Origin of the sequence: Streptococcus cristatus ATCC 51100, assembly GCF_000222765.1 — a bacterium.
Classification (GTDB): domain Bacteria; phylum Bacillota; class Bacilli; order Lactobacillales; family Streptococcaceae; genus Streptococcus; species Streptococcus cristatus.
Map to the genome: position 1 here is coordinate 59,327 of NZ_AFUE01000008.1, position 16,053 is coordinate 75,379.

The following is a 16,053-nucleotide window of genomic DNA, read 5'->3' on the forward strand; positions in this document are numbered from 1 at the left end:
GCTTGCCTAACTTTTTCACTTGCGCTCTTTTTTTAAAGTTCTATAATAGATGTATAATGACAAGGAGGACTCTATGAATTCATTAAAACAAGATTTTACAGATAAGTTATACGCTGCTTATGAGGCTAACCCCAAGTATGCGGCAATGGAAAATGCTATTAGCCACAATGGTCTATTGACTTCTTTGGAAAAACGGACTGCTGCTGTAGAAAATGCCCCTGTTTTCTCACTAGATCTCACCAAAGACAAGGTCAGTGACCAAAAAGCATCTGGCCGCTGCTGGATGTTTGCGGCTCTCAATACTTTCCGCCACAAGATGATTGCAGGTTTCCAATTGGAGGATTTTGAGCTCTCTCAGGCTCATACCTTCTTTTGGGATAAGTATGAAAAGTCCAACTGGTTCTTGGAGCAGGTTTTGGCAACGTCTGACCAAGAATTGACTAGTCGCAAGGTCAAGTTTCTCCTAGATACGCCTCAGCAGGATGGCGGTCAGTGGGATATGGTCGTGGCACTTTTTGAGAAATACGGCGTCGTGCCTAAGTCAGTCTATCCAGAGTCAATTTCTTCCAGCAATAGCCGTGAGCTCAATCAGTTGCTCAATAAACTCCTGCGTCAGGATGCGCAAATCTTGCGTGAGCTGGCCCTGAATGGTGCGGATGAAGCTAGTCTACAAGCTAAGAAAGAAGCTTTGCTACAGGAAATTTTCAACTTCTTAGCGATGTCGTTGGGCTTGCCACCTCGGAAGTTTGACTTTGCTTATCGGGACAAGGACGGTAATTACCATAGGGAAGCTGATTTGACTCCGCAGGCCTTTTACCAAAAATATGTCGACCTCAAGCTGGATGACTATGTGTCAATTATCAATGCGCCAACAGCCGATAAACCTTATGGCAAGTCTTACACAGTCGAGATGTTGGGCAATGTAGTCGGCAGTAAACCTGTTCGCTATTTGAATGTAGAAATGAAACGTCTCAAGGAATTGGCTATCGCTCAGATGCAGGCTGGCGAGACTGTTTGGTTTGGCTCTGATGTGGGTCAGTCCAGCAATCGCAAGGCTGGGATCATGGAAGCAGGTATGCATGATTTAACCTCTAGTATGGATATCCAGTTGACCCAAGATAAGGCGGGTCGTCTTGATTACAGCGAAAGTCTTATGACTCATGCAATGGTACTGGCTGGAGTAGACTTGGATGAAAAGGGTCAAGCTAAAAAATGGAAGGTAGAAAATTCTTGGGGCGAAAAGGTTGGAGATAAGGGATACTTTGTCGCTAGCGACGCTTGGATGGACGAGTATACCTATCAAATCGTCGTCCGAAAGGAGTTTCTGACAGCTGCAGAATTAGCTGCTTATGAAGCAGAGCCTCTTGTCCTAGCACCGTGGGATCCAATGGGAGCTCTTGCTAATGGAGAAATGATTTGATAGGATGAGCAATTGCAGAAAGCTATTGATTTATTTAAACATAAAAAAGATTGGATTTCTAAAATCCAATCTTTTTTGTTTAACGATGTTCAGTTCCTTGGTTAGAACTAGTTGAGCCGCTGGTTGTTCCAGAACTTGTTGAACTTGTTTGGGAACTAGAGTTGGTACTACTATGTTCTTCGCTGGATTCACTCGTACTTTGACTTGAAGATTCTGAGCTTGACTCAGAAGTAGAGCTTGAAGATGATTGGGTATAAGCGCGGCTGTAAGTAGAAGTACCATTGAGATAGAGATAGGATCCGCTACGGAAAAGTCCGCTTGGTGGTGTCCAGTCTTCATTGCTATAGCCTGTCAGATAGAGCATCATAGAGCGGTAAACATCGGTTGCTACCTTAACTCCATCATCTAAAACAGGAGTGAGGCGGTTTGAGTAACCGGTCCAAACAGCCATAGAGTACTGTGGAGTGTAGCCAACAAACAGCTCGTCTGGTGTGACAATGCTAGAACTGTAATAAGGTTTTGTCAACTTCTCTAGTTCATCATCTGCATAGTTGGAAGTGCCGGTTTTACCTGCTTGATAGACTCCTGGAATTGCAGCATTGGTACCAGTTCCAGATTGAAGAACGGTCTTCATCATGTCTGTCATCATGTAGGCTGTCGTTTCTTTCATGGCTTTTGATCCGCCATTTGAAAAGACTTTTTCTGTACCGTCGCTAAAGACAACTCGGTTGACGTATTGCGGTTTGTAATATGTACCGCCATTAGCAAAGGCAGCGTAAGCGGCAGCCATTTTTTCGCTACTTGCTCCGTATTGGTTACCAGATTCGCTTGTATTACTTGAAATCGCATTAGAATAATGCATTTCAGGGTAATTAATACCAAGGCCATTGAGGAACTTCAATGAATTATCTAATCCGACTGCTTCCAGCGATTTGACGGCTGGTACGTTACGGGATTCTTGGATAGCGTATTGGATAGTAATCCAGCCATAATAGCGTTTATCCCAGTTATAGACAGGAGTAGAGGTTCCAGGGAAATAGTAAGGAGCATCTTGGATTGAGGCAGCAGTGGAAGTGAAAACATTGTATTCCAAGGCTGGGGCATAATCGGTGATTGGTTTCATGGTAGAACCCCAGTCGCGATTCGTTTCGACTGCTTGGTTGGTACCAAAAGAAACGTTGGAAGACTGATGGCGAGCACCCAGTTGGGCAATGACTTTCCCGTTGGTAACATCCATAACAGTTGATGCCACTTGCAGTTCATCATCTGGATAAGCAACATATTCTTCCGTGTTGTAAATATCCCACAATTTTTTCTGGGCTTCGGTATTAACGTTGGTATAAACTTCCATACCAGTCGTAAGGACATTGTAGCCAGTTTCTTCTTCGACTTGCTCAATAACTTCTTTTAAGTAGTTATCCATATAGGCAGGATAGCTAGCTGAATTTTTCAAGCTCTGTAAGCCGTCGGTCACTGGTGTATTGATAGCTTGTTCGTATTGTTCTGGTGAGATGTACTTGAGTTCATACATTTCAGATAGTACGAGATTACGACGTTGAGTGGCAGCTTCTGGGTTTGTGTAAGGGTCATATTGGTTAGGAGCCTGAGGCATTCCTGCAAGCAGGGCAATCTGAGGAAGGGTCAAATCTTTCAAATCTTTGCCATAGTAACTTTGAGAAGCTGTTTGCATCCCGTAATTTCCATTAGACATATAGACTTTATTGACATAGTAGGTCAGGATTTCTTGCTTGGTAGCCTTTCGCTCAAGCTGAGTTGCCAGCCATGCTTCTTGGATTTTCCGAGAAAGGGTAGCATCCGCTGAGGAAGTGGAGAAATAAGTCAACTTGATCAACTGCTGGGTTAAGGTAGATCCCCCTTGACGTCCGCCTCCTTTCAGATTGCTTAGGAAGGCTCCTCCTATCCGAATGAAATCAACCCCACGGTGATTAAAGAAGCGGTGGTCCTCAATCGCAACGATGGCATCTACTAGCTGTGTAGGGATTTGGTCTGTTGACGCATTGACCCGCTTTTCAGAACCTAGGTCCGCAATCAGATTGTTATCGCTATCGTAAATCTTACTTGAAGTTGTTGCGACAAGGTCCTTCTCAGAGAGGGTAGGAGACTTGGCGACATAGTATGTGAAGACAAGAACGCCACTCACAACTCCAATGATAAAGAGAGATAAGAGGGCAGTTGCAAGATATTTTAAGGCCTGCAAAAGGGTTTGTTTATTCATTTGTGATACCACCTAGTAGTTTTTGTTCGATAATTTCAAGGTAAGGGATGCTTGGAAATTGCTTTGTTTCGATTAAAAATCCATGTTCTTGAATGTAAGATAAAGGGAGGGATTTTCCGCCTTTATCCATCTTATAAAATGTAATCAAATAAGATGCCGGAAGTAGATAAGTCTCCCGCAAGCTGGAGAAATGAAGTAAGACAAAGCAAATTCCTTTTTGCTGAAGGACAGCTTCCATATGTTCAATCTGGTGTAGATGGAAATTCTTTAGAGGCATAGCCGTTTTTTGCCGTGTTTCCTTGGCTTCAAAGTCAATATAATGTCCCTTAAAGACACCAGAATAATCGGTCGTGGATGCCTGTCGGAAGTAGGCCTCCACAATCTTTGCGCGACTGCGTTGGGGATAGTCCACTTTGACAATCTGAATGGGTGTCGGTTTCTTATGAATGACAGCGAGCCCCCTACTCAAATAGTAGCTGTTGGATTCGTTGATCATCTTCTCAAAAGACATCCCACGATTGGCAAAGTTAACAGTCGTCTTTGAACCTGGATGGGCTAGTTTACTTTTTATCTTTAGCTTGTGAGGGTAGTTGACCATAAAACTCCTTATTGGTACAATAACATCACTCTATTATATCATAAAAATATTTTTTGAGGGAGAATAAATGACAAGTCTATTAATTGTAGGTTACAAGGCTTTTGAACTTGGCATTACGAATGAGAAAGATATGCGGATCAAGATCATCAAAGAAGCAGTCAGACGGGATTTACAGCGCCTGCTGGATGAAGGATTGGAGTGGCTTATCTTCACGGGGAATTTAGGTTTTGAAACTTGGGTTTTGGAAGTTGCTCAGGAATTAAGAGAAGATTATAATTTCAAGATTGCTACGATTTTTCTTTTTGAAGATCAAGGAAAAAATTGGAACGAAGGAAATCAGGCTAAACTAGCAGATTTTAAACAAGTAGATTTTGTCAAATATGCTTATCCTAGCTATCAAAATCCGAGTCAATTTCGCGAGTACAACCAATTTCTGCTTCAAAATACGGACGGGGCTTACCTGTTTTACGATGAGGAAAATGAGACCAATCTTAAGTATCTTTACAGGGAGATGAAGAATCAAGAACAGTATTTTATCAAAAAATTAACATTTGATGATCTGAATGAGGTTGCAGAAATTTTTTCGGAAAAGTAGGGTATACATCTTGCTTTTTATAGGTGATTTCGTATATAATTGGATATGATAAACTAGATTGGAGTGAGAGCATGGCGAGTATTATTTATACAGCAAAAGATATTTTTGATCAAGACTTTAAGCGTGAAGTGCGAGGATATAGCAAGGCTGAAGTGGATGAGTTTTTGGATAATGTAATCAAGGATTATGAAACTTATGCAGCTTTGGTAAAGGAGTTGCGTGAGGAGATTACCCTTCTGAAGGAACAGGTATCGAATCAAGAAACTGCTACTCCTTCAACGCCTAGTCAGCCAGCTCCACCAACAATTGAGATGCCACAGATGGGAACAGCGACTAACTTCGATATTTTGAAACGCTTAAGCCGTTTGGAAAAGGAAGTTTTTGGCAAACAGATTCTGGACAACGAAGAGCAATAATGTTGCAGAGTGCAATTTTTGGATAATCGCGTGAAGATTTGATATTTTCATGAGGAAAGTCCATGCTAGCACCGGCTGTGATGCTGGTAGTGTTTGTGCTAGGCGAAACAATAAGCCTAGGGACGGAGCAATCCGTTACGGCGACTGAAAAGGCTAAGTCTTTAGATAGGTCTGAATAGGTCTGAAAGTGCCACAGTGACGTAGTTCTTCTGGAAACAGAAGAAGTGGAACGCGGTAAACCCCTCAAGCTAGCAACCCAAACTTTGGTCGGGGCACGGAATGCGTGGAAACGAACATAGCATTCTGACTGGAAACAGTAGACAGATGATTATCGAAGGAGATGGTACCTAGTCATTTCTGGAACAAAACATGGCTTATAGAAAATTGCACATAGGTTAGCTAGCGTATGCTAGCTTTTTGATTAAGGTATAGACTCCCTTTGACAGAAGTGAGCTGAAGGGTTAAAATGAGGAAAGCAAGTTTTTTCTCAAAATGAGAAGCCAAGCAAGAACATTCTGCTTTCTAGCTGAGGCTAGTCTTTAACGGTGTGGCCAATCAGAAATTGATAGAGTAAGAAAGAATGAAAGAAAGATTTAATTTAATTGCTACTGCAGCAGCAGGTCTGGAAGCTGTGGTCGGCCGTGAGATTCGGGATTTGGGTCTAGATTGTCAGGTTGAAAATGGCCGCGTTCGCTTTAACGGAGACATGGCTACTATCATTCAAACCAATCTCTGGCTGCGCTCGGCAGATCGGATTAAGATTGTTGTGGGCACATTTCCAGCCAAAACATTTGAAGAGTTTTTTCAAGGTGTCTTTGCTTTGGATTGGGAAAATTATCTCCCCTTAGGTGCCAAATTTCCCATTTCTAAAGCCAAATGTGTCAAGTCAAAACTGCATAATGAGCCCAGTGTTCAAGCCATTTCAAAAAAAGCAGTTGTAAAAAAATTGCAAAAGCATTATGCACGTCCAGAAGGTGTCCCTTTGCAGGAAAATGGAGCAGAATTTAAGATTGAAGTTTCCATTCTGAAAGATTTAGTAACGGTCATGATTGATACCAGTGGCTCTAGCTTGTTCAAACGTGGCTATCGGACGGAAAAAGGCGGAGCACCAATCAAGGAAAATATGGCAGCTGCGATTTTACTTTTGTCAAATTGGTACCCAGACAAACCCTTGATTGACCCGACTTGCGGATCAGGAACCTTCTGTATCGAAGCGGCCATGATTGGGATGAAGATGGCGCCAGGTTTGCACCGTTCCTTTGCTTTTGAAGATTGGAATTGGGTTGACAAGGACTTGGTACGTCGACTTCGGGCAGAAGCCCTGGCTCAGATTGACCAAGATATTCAGCTGGATATTTCAGGTTCCGATTTGGATGCCCGTTTGGTAGAGATTGCCAAGAAAAATGCGGAAGAAGCCGGTGTTGCTGACCAGATTCACTTTAAGCAAATGCGTCTGCAAGACCTTCATACGGACAAGATCAATGGCGTCATTATTTCCAATCCGCCTTATGGCGAGCGTTTGTTAGACAATGATGCGGTAACCAAGCTTTATCAAGAAATGGGAGAAACCTTTGCTCCTTTGAAGACATGGAGTAAATTTATCTTGACCAGCGATGAGGCTTTTGAAGCCAAATACGGCAGTCAGGCGGACAAAAAACGAAAACTTTACAATGGTACTTTAAAAGTTGATTTATATCAATACTTTGGCCAAAGGGTCAAAAGACAACTAGATTAGAAAGGAAATGCTGTGAGCAAAGAAGAAAAGATGCCAACAGAGCAAGAATCAAAAGAAACCGTTCTTGACTTAGAAGATGCGAAAGAAATGACGGTCGGTCAGGCTGCTCGGAAAAACGAGGAAGTCGAAGCTGGTGTGACCGAAGGAGACAATATCCTTGATAAATACATCAAGCAACACCGAGATGAAATCGAAGCAGGGAAATTTGAAACCCAAAAGCTGAGAATCATGGAAGAGCTGGCACAACAAAAAGAAGCTTTGATACAAGAGACCATCAAACAGCTTAAGAGTCAGTCTCAGGCGAAGGGAAATACTGCCAATGTGCCATTACCTTCGGTGCAGCCAGTGAAAGCAGAAGTTGCAAACTCGGCAAACGTAGAAACTACAAAGCCTGCACAACCAGCGCTAACAGTTGCAGCTGAAGCACCAATCATCCCGGCAACAAAGCCGGTATCAAATCCAGTTCCGACAGTGTTTGAAGATGAGGACGAGCCTGAGACAAAACCTTTCTACAAGAAGAAAGGCTTCCTATACTCAGCCTTAGGTCTTGTAGCGCTTGCCGCTGGAACGACTTGGTACTTTCATCAAGGTCGGGGGAGCCACAAGTCGACAACTAGTTCCAGTTCGACCGTTTCTTCTAGCAAAAAGAAATCGACAAGCTCTAGCGAAGCTAAGAAAGAGGCTGCTAAAGAATTTGAAGACCTTTATGCTAGCTTCTTTACGGATAGTAGTCAGACAGCTATCAAAAATGACAAGTTTGGCGATTTGGATAAGCTGAAAACTAAGTTAGATGTCTTAACTGGCAGCTCAGAATATACAGCTGCTAAGAAGAAGTATGATGATCTTGTTAAGCAAATTTCTGCCATCCAAAGTGTGAATTCGCAATTCAATACGGGTGCTATCGTTGATGGTCTCTTGAAGACGGATGCCCAAGTGAAAGAAAACGCTAATCTTCCAGATGTATCGACAGGTAATAGCAAGTTGGATGAGGTCTTGAAGGCGGCTATTGCTCAAGGACGCAGTCAGCAGCTACCAGCACCAGCGCCTAGTCCGACAGTGGAACCGTCAGCGCCTTCTACAGCACCAGTCGCACCATCAACGCCGCCAGCTGTTAATCCTGCGCCTAGTGATCCTAGTGGCATTAGAAATGCAGAAACTGGTATCGGACTACCAAGTGCAGGAGTCAACCTCCAGCGTCACCTTAGCCGTGTGCCTTACAATCAAGCCGCGATTGATGATGTGAATAATCCTGCTTGGACATTCAATCCAGGTGTTTTAGAAACGATCCTCAAGGTGTCTCGCGAGCGCGGCTACATCACAGGAGATCAGTTTATCCTTGAAAAAGTTAACATTGTCAAGGGGAATGGCTACTACAATCTCTATAAACCAGACGGTACTTATCTATTTAGTATGAACTGTAAGACAGGCTACTTTGTAGGAAATGGAGCTGGGTATGCAGAAGATTTGGATTATTAATCATCTTTCTCACTAATCCATTCAAAATATATAAAAAAGTTAGACGGGTCTGAGGTCATGTATCTCGGACAGCCTGTCTAACTTTTTTGTATAAATAGTTACGTATTGTTAATTCCTATAATAATCTATAATTTAAATCTCTAGGTTAATATAGACAGTTTAAAATAGCTTGATTTATCAAGCTTATTTTCAATAAATGAAGATTTCAATAGATTGAATTCTTGTCTTATTTTTGTTAAAATACTACTTGGAGCATTAGGACACCTAGCATAAAAATGTAAAAAAGTGTGTATTTTTGCTTATAAACTATAGCATGCAATAAGTCAGTTTCTTTGCTAATGGTCATGAGATTAACAAAAACTGGCATGTTGGAAAAGGAAAGGAAAAGGATGTTTCGAAGTAAGAAATATAACAAAGATTTCGAGATTATTGACGAAAAGAAGCGATATAAGCTCTATAAGTCTGGGAAAAATTGGGTAAAAGCTTCAAATTCTCAACTCGACCTCTTTCGTATTGGTGGAATGGGAGAAGTTGTCTCGAGTAGCTTGTCAGATACTGAAGAGCTTGATCACGACCATCTGAGCCTCAATACTCTTGCAGGCCTGGGAGGGATATTAGCCGCTGGGGCAGCGGGGCTAATGGTGACTCAGGAGCAGTCTGTCTATGCAGATGAAATATCTGAATCTACTGATAAAGCAGTTGTCTCAGCTGAAGTCAAGGACAATGAGGAAGCAGCAGAAGCAAGTACAAATTCGATCATTGCTCAAGCGCAAGCGGAAATGCGAAAAGCAAAAGCAGAACAAGCTTCTGAGTTAGCCTCTGTTTCAGCCGCTCAGTCAGTCAGCGCTTCTGTCTCTACAAGTGAGTCAGTCTCTCTTAGCATCTCGACTAGCCAGTCTGTTAGTCAATCGCTCAGCCAATCAGTTTCCGCTAGTAACTCAACTTCTATCAGCCAGTCTGTATCTGCTAGCAATTCAGTCTTGACTAGCAAATCAGCGAGTACTGAGCCTGCTACAAAGGTATCAGAAAGCAAAGCGCCAGCTAAGCTAGAAAGTGCTAACACTACAACTTCTCTAGAACAGGATAAAGTGCTAACTAGCGCATCAGTAGCTGATGCTTCTGTCTCAGCTTCTAATTCTGTCTCACTGGATATCAGAGTCAATGTTGCTGATAGCTTTGTCTCATCTGCTGCCGGACAAAGTGTAGCTAGTGCTACGTTGAGCAATAGCCAAGCCCTAGCAACCAGCAACAACTTGGCCGCTGGTGTGGTAGCTGATAAGAACCAAGCCCAAGGCAAGGATGCGCTCAAACAAGCTGAGAAGAGTCAAACGGTAGATAAGACCGTAGCAACTTCACCAAAAGAGTCTGGTCGGTCAGGCTTCCGTAGTGCGGGCTACTCAGGATTCAGAGCTGTCAATAAAAATATTAGGGTTAATGTCAGTCAATCAACAAGTGGATCGAATGTTTCTGTAGTGTCAAGTTTGTCTATTGAACAGAGTGGATCGACGACAGCAATTGACCAGCAACCTTCTACTTCAAAAGAAGCAAAGAACCTTGAAATTGACTCAGCTGAATTAAAAATAACTGAAATTACTGGTAAGAATAGTGTTAGTGGAGTTCAATCAACTTCTGTCACAACTAGCTTAATTGAAGCTGCTGCGGTTGCATTAGCATCTTCAGAAGTCACTGCTAAACAACAAGAAGAAAACCGTAGGAAGTTGACCAATCTTTCAGCTGAAATAGGTGACTATCTAGCAAAAGCGGTTGATTTACCAAATACGGATTCAGCTCTTGCTAAGGCCAATGCTGCAGTAACAGAAATTGAAAAAGCCCTGACTGATCCAACTAGTGATTTAACAACAGTATTGCAAAAAGCTACTTCAGCGCGTAATTCGATTGTCAATGCTGTGTTGGCGGCAAATTCTGGTGTGCGTGATCCACGAAATGGGACAGAAATTGCTAGAGGGGCACACTCACGTGCAGCCTCTAATCCGCCTACGATTTCTATGCCATCTACTATCACAATTTATAATGATGAAGCAATCAATAATTTTCAGATAAGACTGAATGATGATAAAGGGATGGCTAAAATCACGGCCTCCCCATCCAATGCTATTATTACAGGTTTAAAAGCACCGAACTATCCAACTAACAAGAAAGGGGAATTTGGAGATCTATATATCTATGATCAAAGGGGGAATAAAACAGGTGGTCAAAGAACATACACTATTAACATAATAGGGACGGTGGGTCGTGAAAACGGAACTTGGAAACCCTATAAGCCTGGTACCTATGTTCTGGAGTACACAGTAACAGATATTCATGGTCTGACTGCGACAGCACGTACGAATTTCCATATCAAAGGCTTCAACGAACGCCACAACCCAGTTAGTGGGGATACTGTTATTGTTAAGAATCCCTCTTCTTTGACTGTAAGTGAACGCAATCAAGTACTTGAAAAATTTAAAGAAAAAAACCAGTCGCTTTTATCTGGTAGTGATTTTACGAAAGATGGCGTAACCGGAACGATTTCGGTAGCTGAAAATGGGAATATTACCATTACCTACCGTGATAATACTACAGCTGTTATCCCAGCTAATGTGGATGCTGTCCCAGTTCCAAGTGCGACGGTGACTCGTAACGGTCAAACTCTAACACCTGTAAACGGCAACTATGTTGTGTACGCAGGAGATGATATTCAAATTAATTTCACTGCTACAGATAATAGCGGGCAATTATCAGAATTTAAGATCGTTTCAAATGAAGATGCAAATGGTTCAGCCCTTAAAAATAATTTCTTTGAAGATAATAAATATGGGACGGGGACTGTAGAGCATTTAACGGGGAATATCACAGCAACTACTGCTAGTCCAGCTCGTATTACAGTAAGAGCTCATTTGAATGATAATCTAGAGTACGATAAAAATGGTAGAAATAGTTGGCAACGTAATGCAGTAGCAACGGATAAGGCTGGGAATAAAAATAGTGCAGGAAATGCTTCGCCAGGTAATGTCCGTATTGTGCAAGGTAGACTGACAGATATTATGGAAGGGGTAGCACCGACTGAAACCTTCCAAGTAGAGAATGTTTCTGAATTAAAACTTCAAGAAAAAACTCGTATATTGGCGGCTGTTGAGAAACTAAACAATAAGCAGGAAAAACGTATTGATTCCTTTACTATTAGTAACAATGGAACAATTACCATTATCTATAAAGATAAGACTACGGATACGTTCACTGTAAAACTTTCTGATAGTGAGTATAAGAGTAGCAGTACTTCAACTAGTCTAAGTCAAAGACAGTCAACCAGTGCCTCAGTAAGTGCTAGTACATCAGCGAGTGCGTCGGCTTCAACGAGCGCCAGCCGTTCAGTTTCTGCTAGCCAGAGCTTGTCTACTTCCTTGCGCAATAGCCAATCGGCATCGATGAGCGCCAGCCGCTCGGTTTCAGCGAGAAATAGTGTTTCGGCCTCAGTGAGCGGTAGTCAGTCTGTCTCAGTGAGTCAGAGCGCTGCTTCATTGAGCGCCAGCCGTTCAGTTTCTGCTAGCCAGAGCTTGTCTACTTCCTTGCGCAATAGCCAATCGGCATCGATGAGCGCCAGCCGTTCGGTTTCAGCGAGCAATAGTGTTTCTGGCTCGGTTAGCGGTAGTCAATCCGTCTCATTAAGTAATAGTGCTTCATCTTCGTTGAGCTTGAGTCAGTCAGTTTCATTAAGTAAGAGCGCCTCCGCTTCACTGAGTGGTAGTCAATCTGCCTCATTGAGTAATAGCGCTTCGGCTTCGTTGAGCTTGAGCCAGTCCGTTTCAACAAGCGGGTCTGCTTCAGCGTCATTGAGCGCAAGCCAGTCAGTTTCAGTAAGTGCAAGTGCTTCATCTTCGTTGAGTGGCAGTCAATCCGTTTCAGCAAGTGAATCTGCCTCAACGTCATTGAGCACCAGCCAGTCAGTTTCAACAAGCGCAAGTGCTTCAGCGTCAATGAGTTTGAGTCAATCAGTCTCAGCAAGTACAAGCACTTCAGCATCAGTAAGCTTGAGTCAATCAGTTTCAACAAGCGAGTCTGCTTCAGCGTCATTGAGCACAAGTCAGTCTGTCTCAGTAAGCACAAGTGCCTCAGCGTCCTTGAGCTTGAGCCAGTCAGTCTCAGCAAGTGCAAGTGCTTCAGCATCAGTAAGCCTGAGCCAGTCAGTCTCAGCAAGTGAATCTGCTTCAACCTCAATGAGCGCAAGCCAGTCTGTATCAGCAAGCGTAAGTGCCTCAGCATCGTTGAGCTTAAGTCAATCCGTTTCAGCAAGTGAATCAGCTTCAACGTCAGTAAGCCTGAGTCAATCAGTCTCAACAAGCGCAAGTGCTTCAGCGTCCTTGAGCTTGAGTCAATCAGTTTCAGCAAGTGAATCAGCTTCAGCGTCCTTGAGCACAAGTCAGTCTGTCTCAGCAAGCACAAGCACTTCAGCATCAGTAAGCCTGAGCCAGTCTGTCTCAGTAAGTGCAAGTGCTTCAGCATCAGTAAGCCTGAGCCAGTCAGTTTCAACAAGTGAGTCAGCTTCAGCATCGTTGAGCTTGAGTCAATCCGTCTCAACAAGCACGAGCGCTTCAGCGTCATTGAGCTTGAGCCAGTCTGTTTCGGCAAGTGAATCTGCTTCAACTTCATTGAGCACCAGCCAGTCTGTATCAGTAAGCACAAGTGCCTCAGCGTCATTGAGCACAAGTCAGTCTGTCTCAGCAAGTGCAAGTGCTTCAGCATCAGTAAGCCTGAGCCAGTCAGTTTCAACAAGTGAATCAGCTTCAACGTCATTGAGCTTGAGCCAGTCTGTCTCAGTAAGTGCAAGTGCTTCAGCATCAGTAAGCTTGAGCCAATCCGTTTCAACAAGTGCAAGTGCTTCAGCATCATTGAGCACTAGCCAGTCTGTCTCAGTAAGCACAAGCGCTTCAGCGTCATTGAGCGCAAGCCAGTCTGTATCAGTAAGCACAAGTGCCTCAGCTTCGTTGAGCTTGAGCCAGTCAGTCTCAGTAAGCACAAGCGCTTCAGCGTCACTAAGCCTGAGCCAATCAGTTTCAACAAGTGCAAGTGCCTCAACTTCATTGAGTCTGAGCCAGTCAGTCTCAGCAAGTGAATCAGCTTCAACGTCATTGAGCCTGAGCCAGTCTGTTTCAACAAGCACAAGCGCTTCAGCGTCAATGAGCTTGAGCCAGTCAGTCTCAGCAAGTGCAAGTGCTTCAGCATCAGTAAGCCTGAGCCAGTCAGTTTCAACAAGCACAAGCGCTTCAGCGTCAATGAGCTTGAGCCAGTCAGTCTCAGCAAGTGCAAGTGCTTCAGCATCAGTAAGCCTGAGCCAGTCAGTTTCAACAAGCGAGTCTGCTTCAGCATCAGTAAGCTTGAGTCAGTCTGTCTCAGCAAGCACAAGCACTTCAGCATCAGTAAGCTTGAGCCAATCAGTTTCAACAAGTGCAAGTGCCTCAACTTCATTGAGCGCAAGCCAGTCTGTCTCAACAAGCGAGTCTGCTTCAGCGTCAATGAGCACCAGCCAGTCTGTCTCAGTAAGTGCAAGTGCTTCAGCATCAGTAAGCTTGAGTCAATCCGTTTCAACAAGCGCAAGTGCCTCAGCATCAGTAAGCTTGAGTCAATCCGTTTCAACAAGCGAGTCTGCTTCAGCGTCCTTGAGCTTGAGCCAGTCAGTTTCAACAAGCGAGTCTGCCTCAACTTCATTGAGCTTGAGCCAGTCAGTTTCAACAAGTGAATCTGCTTCAACCTCAATGAGCGCAAGCCAGTCTGTATCAGCAAGTGAATCTGCTTCAACTTCATTGAGCACCAGCCAGTCTGTATCAGTAAGCACAAGTGCCTCAGCGTCCTTGAGCTTGAGCCAGTCAGTCTCAGCAAGTGAATCAGCTTCAACGTCATTGAGCACCAGCCAGTCTGTCTCAGTAAGCACAAGTGCCTCAGCTTCGTTGAGCTTGAGCCAGTCTGTCTCAGTAAGCACAAGCGCTTCAGCGTCACTAAGCCTGAGCCAATCAGTTTCAACAAGTGCAAGTGCCTCAACTTCATTGAGCGCAAGCCAGTCAGTTTCAACAAGCACAAGCGCTTCAACCTCATTGAGCTTGAGCCAGTCTGTCTCAGCAAGCGAGTCTGCTTCAGCGTCCTTGAGCTTGAGCCAGTCTGTCTCAGTAAGTGCAAGTGTTTCAGTATCCTTGAGTCTGAGCCAGTCAGTCTCAGCAAGTGAATCTGCTTCAACTTCATTGAGCACCAGCCAGTCTGTATCAGTAAGCACAAGTGCCTCAGCGTCAATGAGCTTGAGCCAGTCAGTCTCAGCAAGTGCAAGTGCTTCAGCATCAGTAAGCCTGAGCCAGTCAGTCTCAGCAAGTGAATCAGCTTCAAGCTCATTGAGCACCAGCCAGTCTGTCTCAGCAAGTGCTTCAGCATCGTTGAGCTTGAGCCAGTCAGTCTCAGTAAGTGCAAGTGCTTCAGCATCAGTAAGCCTGAGCCAGTCTGTCTCAGCAAGTGCAAGTGCCTCAGCTTCATTGAGCGCAAGCCAGTCAGTTTCAACAAGTGAATCAGCTTCAAGCTCATTGAGCACCAGCCAGTCAGTCTCAGCAAGCACAAGTGCCTCAGCTTCGTTGAGCTTGAGCCAGTCAGTCTCAGCAAGTGAATCAGCTTCAACGTCATTGAGCACCAGCCAGTCTGTATCAGTAAGCACAAGTGCCTCAGCATCGTTGAGCTTGAGCCAGTCGGTCTCAGTAAGCACAAGCGCTTCAGCGTCATTGAGCTTGAGCCAGTCTGTCTCAGTAAGTGCAAGTGCTTCAGCATCGTTGAGCTTGAGCCAGTCCGTTTCAACAAGTGAATCTGCTTCAACCTCAATGAGCGCAAGCCAGTCTGTATCAGCAAGTGAATCTGCTTCAACTTCATTGAGCACCAGCCAGTCTGTATCAGTAAGCCTGAGCCAGTCAGTCTCAGCAAGTGAATCAGCCTCAGCTTCGTTGAGTGGCAGCCAATCTGTCTCAACAAGCGCAAGTGCTTCAGCATCGTTGAGTTTGAGTCAATCTGTCTCATTAAGCACAAGCGCCTCAGCATCAGTAAGCCTGAGTCAATCAGTTTCAACAAGTGAATCAGCTTCAAGCTCATTGAGCACCAGCCAGTCTGTCTCAGCAAGCGTAAGTGCCTCAGCATCGTTGAGCTTGAGCCAGTCTGTCTCAGTAAGTGCAAGTGCTTCAGCATCGTTGAGCTTGAGCCAATCAGTTTCAACAAGCACAAGCGCCTCAGCATCGTTGAGCTTGAGCCAGTCAGTATCAGCAAGTGCAAGTGCCTCAGCGTCACTGAGCTTGAGTCAGTCTGTCTCAACAAGTGCAAGTGCTTCAGCATCAGTAAGCCTGAGCCAGTCAGTTTCAACAAGCGAGTCTGCTTCAGCGTCATTGAGCACCAGCCAGTCTGTCTCAACCAGCGAGTCTGCTTCAGCGTCATTGAGCTTGAGCCAGTCAGTTTCAACAAGTGCTTCAGCGTCATTGAGCTTGAGCCAGTCTGTCTCAGCAAGTGCAAGTGCCTCAGCTTCGTTGAGCTTGAGCCAGTCAGTCTCAGTAAGTGCAAGTGCT

General features: G+C 44.2%; 14 protein-coding genes, 1 other RNA gene and 2 pseudogenes. 8 read left to right on the forward strand and 9 right to left on the reverse strand.

Annotated features, from left to right (window positions below; genetic code table 11):
- Positions 1–73 precede the first annotated feature (73 nt).
- Positions 74–1,420 carry an aminopeptidase C gene (gene pepC, locus HMPREF9960_RS07015; RefSeq protein WP_005592378.1) on the forward strand — a complete coding sequence of 449 codons (1,347 nt, stop codon included), beginning with the start codon at positions 74–76 and terminating at the stop codon, positions 1,418–1,420.
- Between the two features lie 79 nt (positions 1,421–1,499).
- On the opposite strand, the gene pbp1a is transcribed toward pepC, so the two are convergent.
- Entirely contained in the window at positions 1,500–3,656 is a 2,157-nt protein-coding gene (gene pbp1a / locus HMPREF9960_RS07020; protein WP_005591061.1) for a penicillin-binding protein PBP1A, read from the reverse strand.
- Positions 3,649–4,254, reverse strand: a complete 606-nt coding sequence (gene recU / locus HMPREF9960_RS07025) for a Holliday junction resolvase RecU (protein ID WP_005591059.1) — start codon at positions 4,252–4,254, stop codon at positions 3,649–3,651. The genes pbp1a and recU overlap by 8 nt, the downstream gene beginning before the upstream one ends.
- Positions 4,255–4,321: 67 nt before the next feature.
- On the opposite strand from recU, the gene HMPREF9960_RS07030 reads away from it, so the two are divergent.
- From HMPREF9960_RS07030 to HMPREF9960_RS11075, 6 genes and pseudogenes are all read left to right on the forward strand, one after another.
- Positions 4,322–4,849: an SLOG family protein gene (locus tag HMPREF9960_RS07030; RefSeq protein ID WP_005591057.1), complete on the forward strand. Its 528-nt coding sequence runs from the start codon at positions 4,322–4,324 to the stop codon at positions 4,847–4,849.
- 71 nt (positions 4,850–4,920) lie between these two features.
- The gene (gene gpsB, locus HMPREF9960_RS07035; RefSeq protein WP_005592386.1) at positions 4,921–5,265 is read left to right on the forward strand and encodes a cell division regulator GpsB; all 345 of its coding nucleotides are present in this window, start codon (positions 4,921–4,923) and stop codon (positions 5,263–5,265) included.
- A 14-nt stretch (positions 5,266–5,279) separates the two neighbouring features.
- An RNA gene (rnpB, locus tag HMPREF9960_RS10115) (RNase P RNA component class B) lies at positions 5,280–5,647 on the forward strand.
- A gap of 198 nt (positions 5,648–5,845) precedes the next feature.
- On the forward strand, positions 5,846–7,000 hold the full coding sequence (locus HMPREF9960_RS07040) for a THUMP domain-containing class I SAM-dependent RNA methyltransferase (protein ID WP_005591054.1): 1,155 nt from the start codon (positions 5,846–5,848) through the stop codon (positions 6,998–7,000).
- Between the two features lie 12 nt (positions 7,001–7,012).
- Positions 7,013–8,476 (forward strand): cell division site-positioning protein MapZ family protein, encoded by a 1,464-nt coding sequence (locus HMPREF9960_RS07045; protein ID WP_005591052.1) that lies wholly within the window; start codon positions 7,013–7,015, stop codon positions 8,474–8,476.
- 389 nt (positions 8,477–8,865) lie between these two features.
- Positions 8,866–9,003, forward strand: a pseudogene (locus HMPREF9960_RS11075) (KxYKxGKxW signal peptide domain-containing protein); the annotation flags it as partial.
- A 377-nt stretch (positions 9,004–9,380) separates the two neighbouring features.
- Here HMPREF9960_RS11075 and HMPREF9960_RS07050 read toward each other — a convergent pair.
- Positions 9,381–9,773, reverse strand: coding sequence for a hypothetical protein (locus HMPREF9960_RS07050; protein WP_005591048.1), 393 nt, complete (start codon positions 9,771–9,773; stop codon positions 9,381–9,383).
- A gap of 784 nt (positions 9,774–10,557) precedes the next feature.
- Here HMPREF9960_RS07050 and HMPREF9960_RS11080 point away from each other — a divergent pair.
- Positions 10,558–11,703, forward strand: a pseudogene (locus tag HMPREF9960_RS11080) (MiiA motif-containing surface protein); the annotation flags it as partial.
- Between the two features lie 412 nt (positions 11,704–12,115).
- On the opposite strand, the gene HMPREF9960_RS10520 reads toward HMPREF9960_RS11080, so the two are convergent.
- From HMPREF9960_RS10520 to HMPREF9960_RS10830, 6 genes are all read right to left on the reverse strand, one after another.
- The gene (locus HMPREF9960_RS10520) at positions 12,116–13,054 is read right to left on the reverse strand and encodes a hypothetical protein (protein ID WP_141561244.1); all 939 of its coding nucleotides are present in this window, start codon (positions 13,052–13,054) and stop codon (positions 12,116–12,118) included.
- Complete coding sequence (locus tag HMPREF9960_RS10670; RefSeq protein WP_005591044.1) at positions 13,038–13,178, reverse strand: hypothetical protein; 141 nt, start codon at positions 13,176–13,178, stop codon at positions 13,038–13,040. Before HMPREF9960_RS10670 ends, HMPREF9960_RS10520 begins: the two co-directional genes overlap by 17 nt.
- A 3-nt stretch (positions 13,179–13,181) precedes the next feature.
- On the reverse strand, positions 13,182–13,730 hold the full coding sequence (locus tag HMPREF9960_RS10525; protein WP_005591042.1) for a hypothetical protein: 549 nt from the start codon (positions 13,728–13,730) through the stop codon (positions 13,182–13,184).
- Positions 13,731–13,853: 123 nt separating this feature from the next.
- Positions 13,854–13,994 (reverse strand): hypothetical protein, encoded by a 141-nt coding sequence (locus tag HMPREF9960_RS10675; protein ID WP_005591041.1) that lies wholly within the window; start codon positions 13,992–13,994, stop codon positions 13,854–13,856.
- Between the two features lie 99 nt (positions 13,995–14,093).
- Positions 14,094–15,380, reverse strand: a complete 1,287-nt coding sequence (locus HMPREF9960_RS10825) for a hypothetical protein (protein ID WP_005591039.1) — start codon at positions 15,378–15,380, stop codon at positions 14,094–14,096.
- A 171-nt stretch (positions 15,381–15,551) separates the two neighbouring features.
- On the reverse strand, positions 15,552–15,716 hold the full coding sequence (locus HMPREF9960_RS10830; protein WP_005591037.1) for a hypothetical protein: 165 nt from the start codon (positions 15,714–15,716) through the stop codon (positions 15,552–15,554).
- Positions 15,717–16,053: the final 337 nt, after the last annotated feature.

Excerpts from the sequence above, each read along its gene's own strand:
- pepC (WP_005592378.1), top strand. The coding sequence starts at position 74 with ATGAATTCATTAAAACAAGATTTTACAGATAAGTTATACGCTGCTTAT.
- pbp1a (WP_005591061.1), bottom strand. The coding sequence starts at position 3,656 with ATGAATAAACAAACCCTTTTGCAGGCCTTAAAATATCTTGCAACTGCC.
- recU (WP_005591059.1), bottom strand. The coding sequence starts at position 4,254 with ATGGTCAACTACCCTCACAAGCTAAAGATAAAAAGTAAACTAGCCCAT.
- HMPREF9960_RS07030 (WP_005591057.1), top strand. The coding sequence starts at position 4,322 with ATGACAAGTCTATTAATTGTAGGTTACAAGGCTTTTGAACTTGGCATT.
- gpsB (WP_005592386.1), top strand. The coding sequence starts at position 4,921 with ATGGCGAGTATTATTTATACAGCAAAAGATATTTTTGATCAAGACTTT.
- HMPREF9960_RS07040 (WP_005591054.1), top strand. The coding sequence starts at position 5,846 with ATGAAAGAAAGATTTAATTTAATTGCTACTGCAGCAGCAGGTCTGGAA.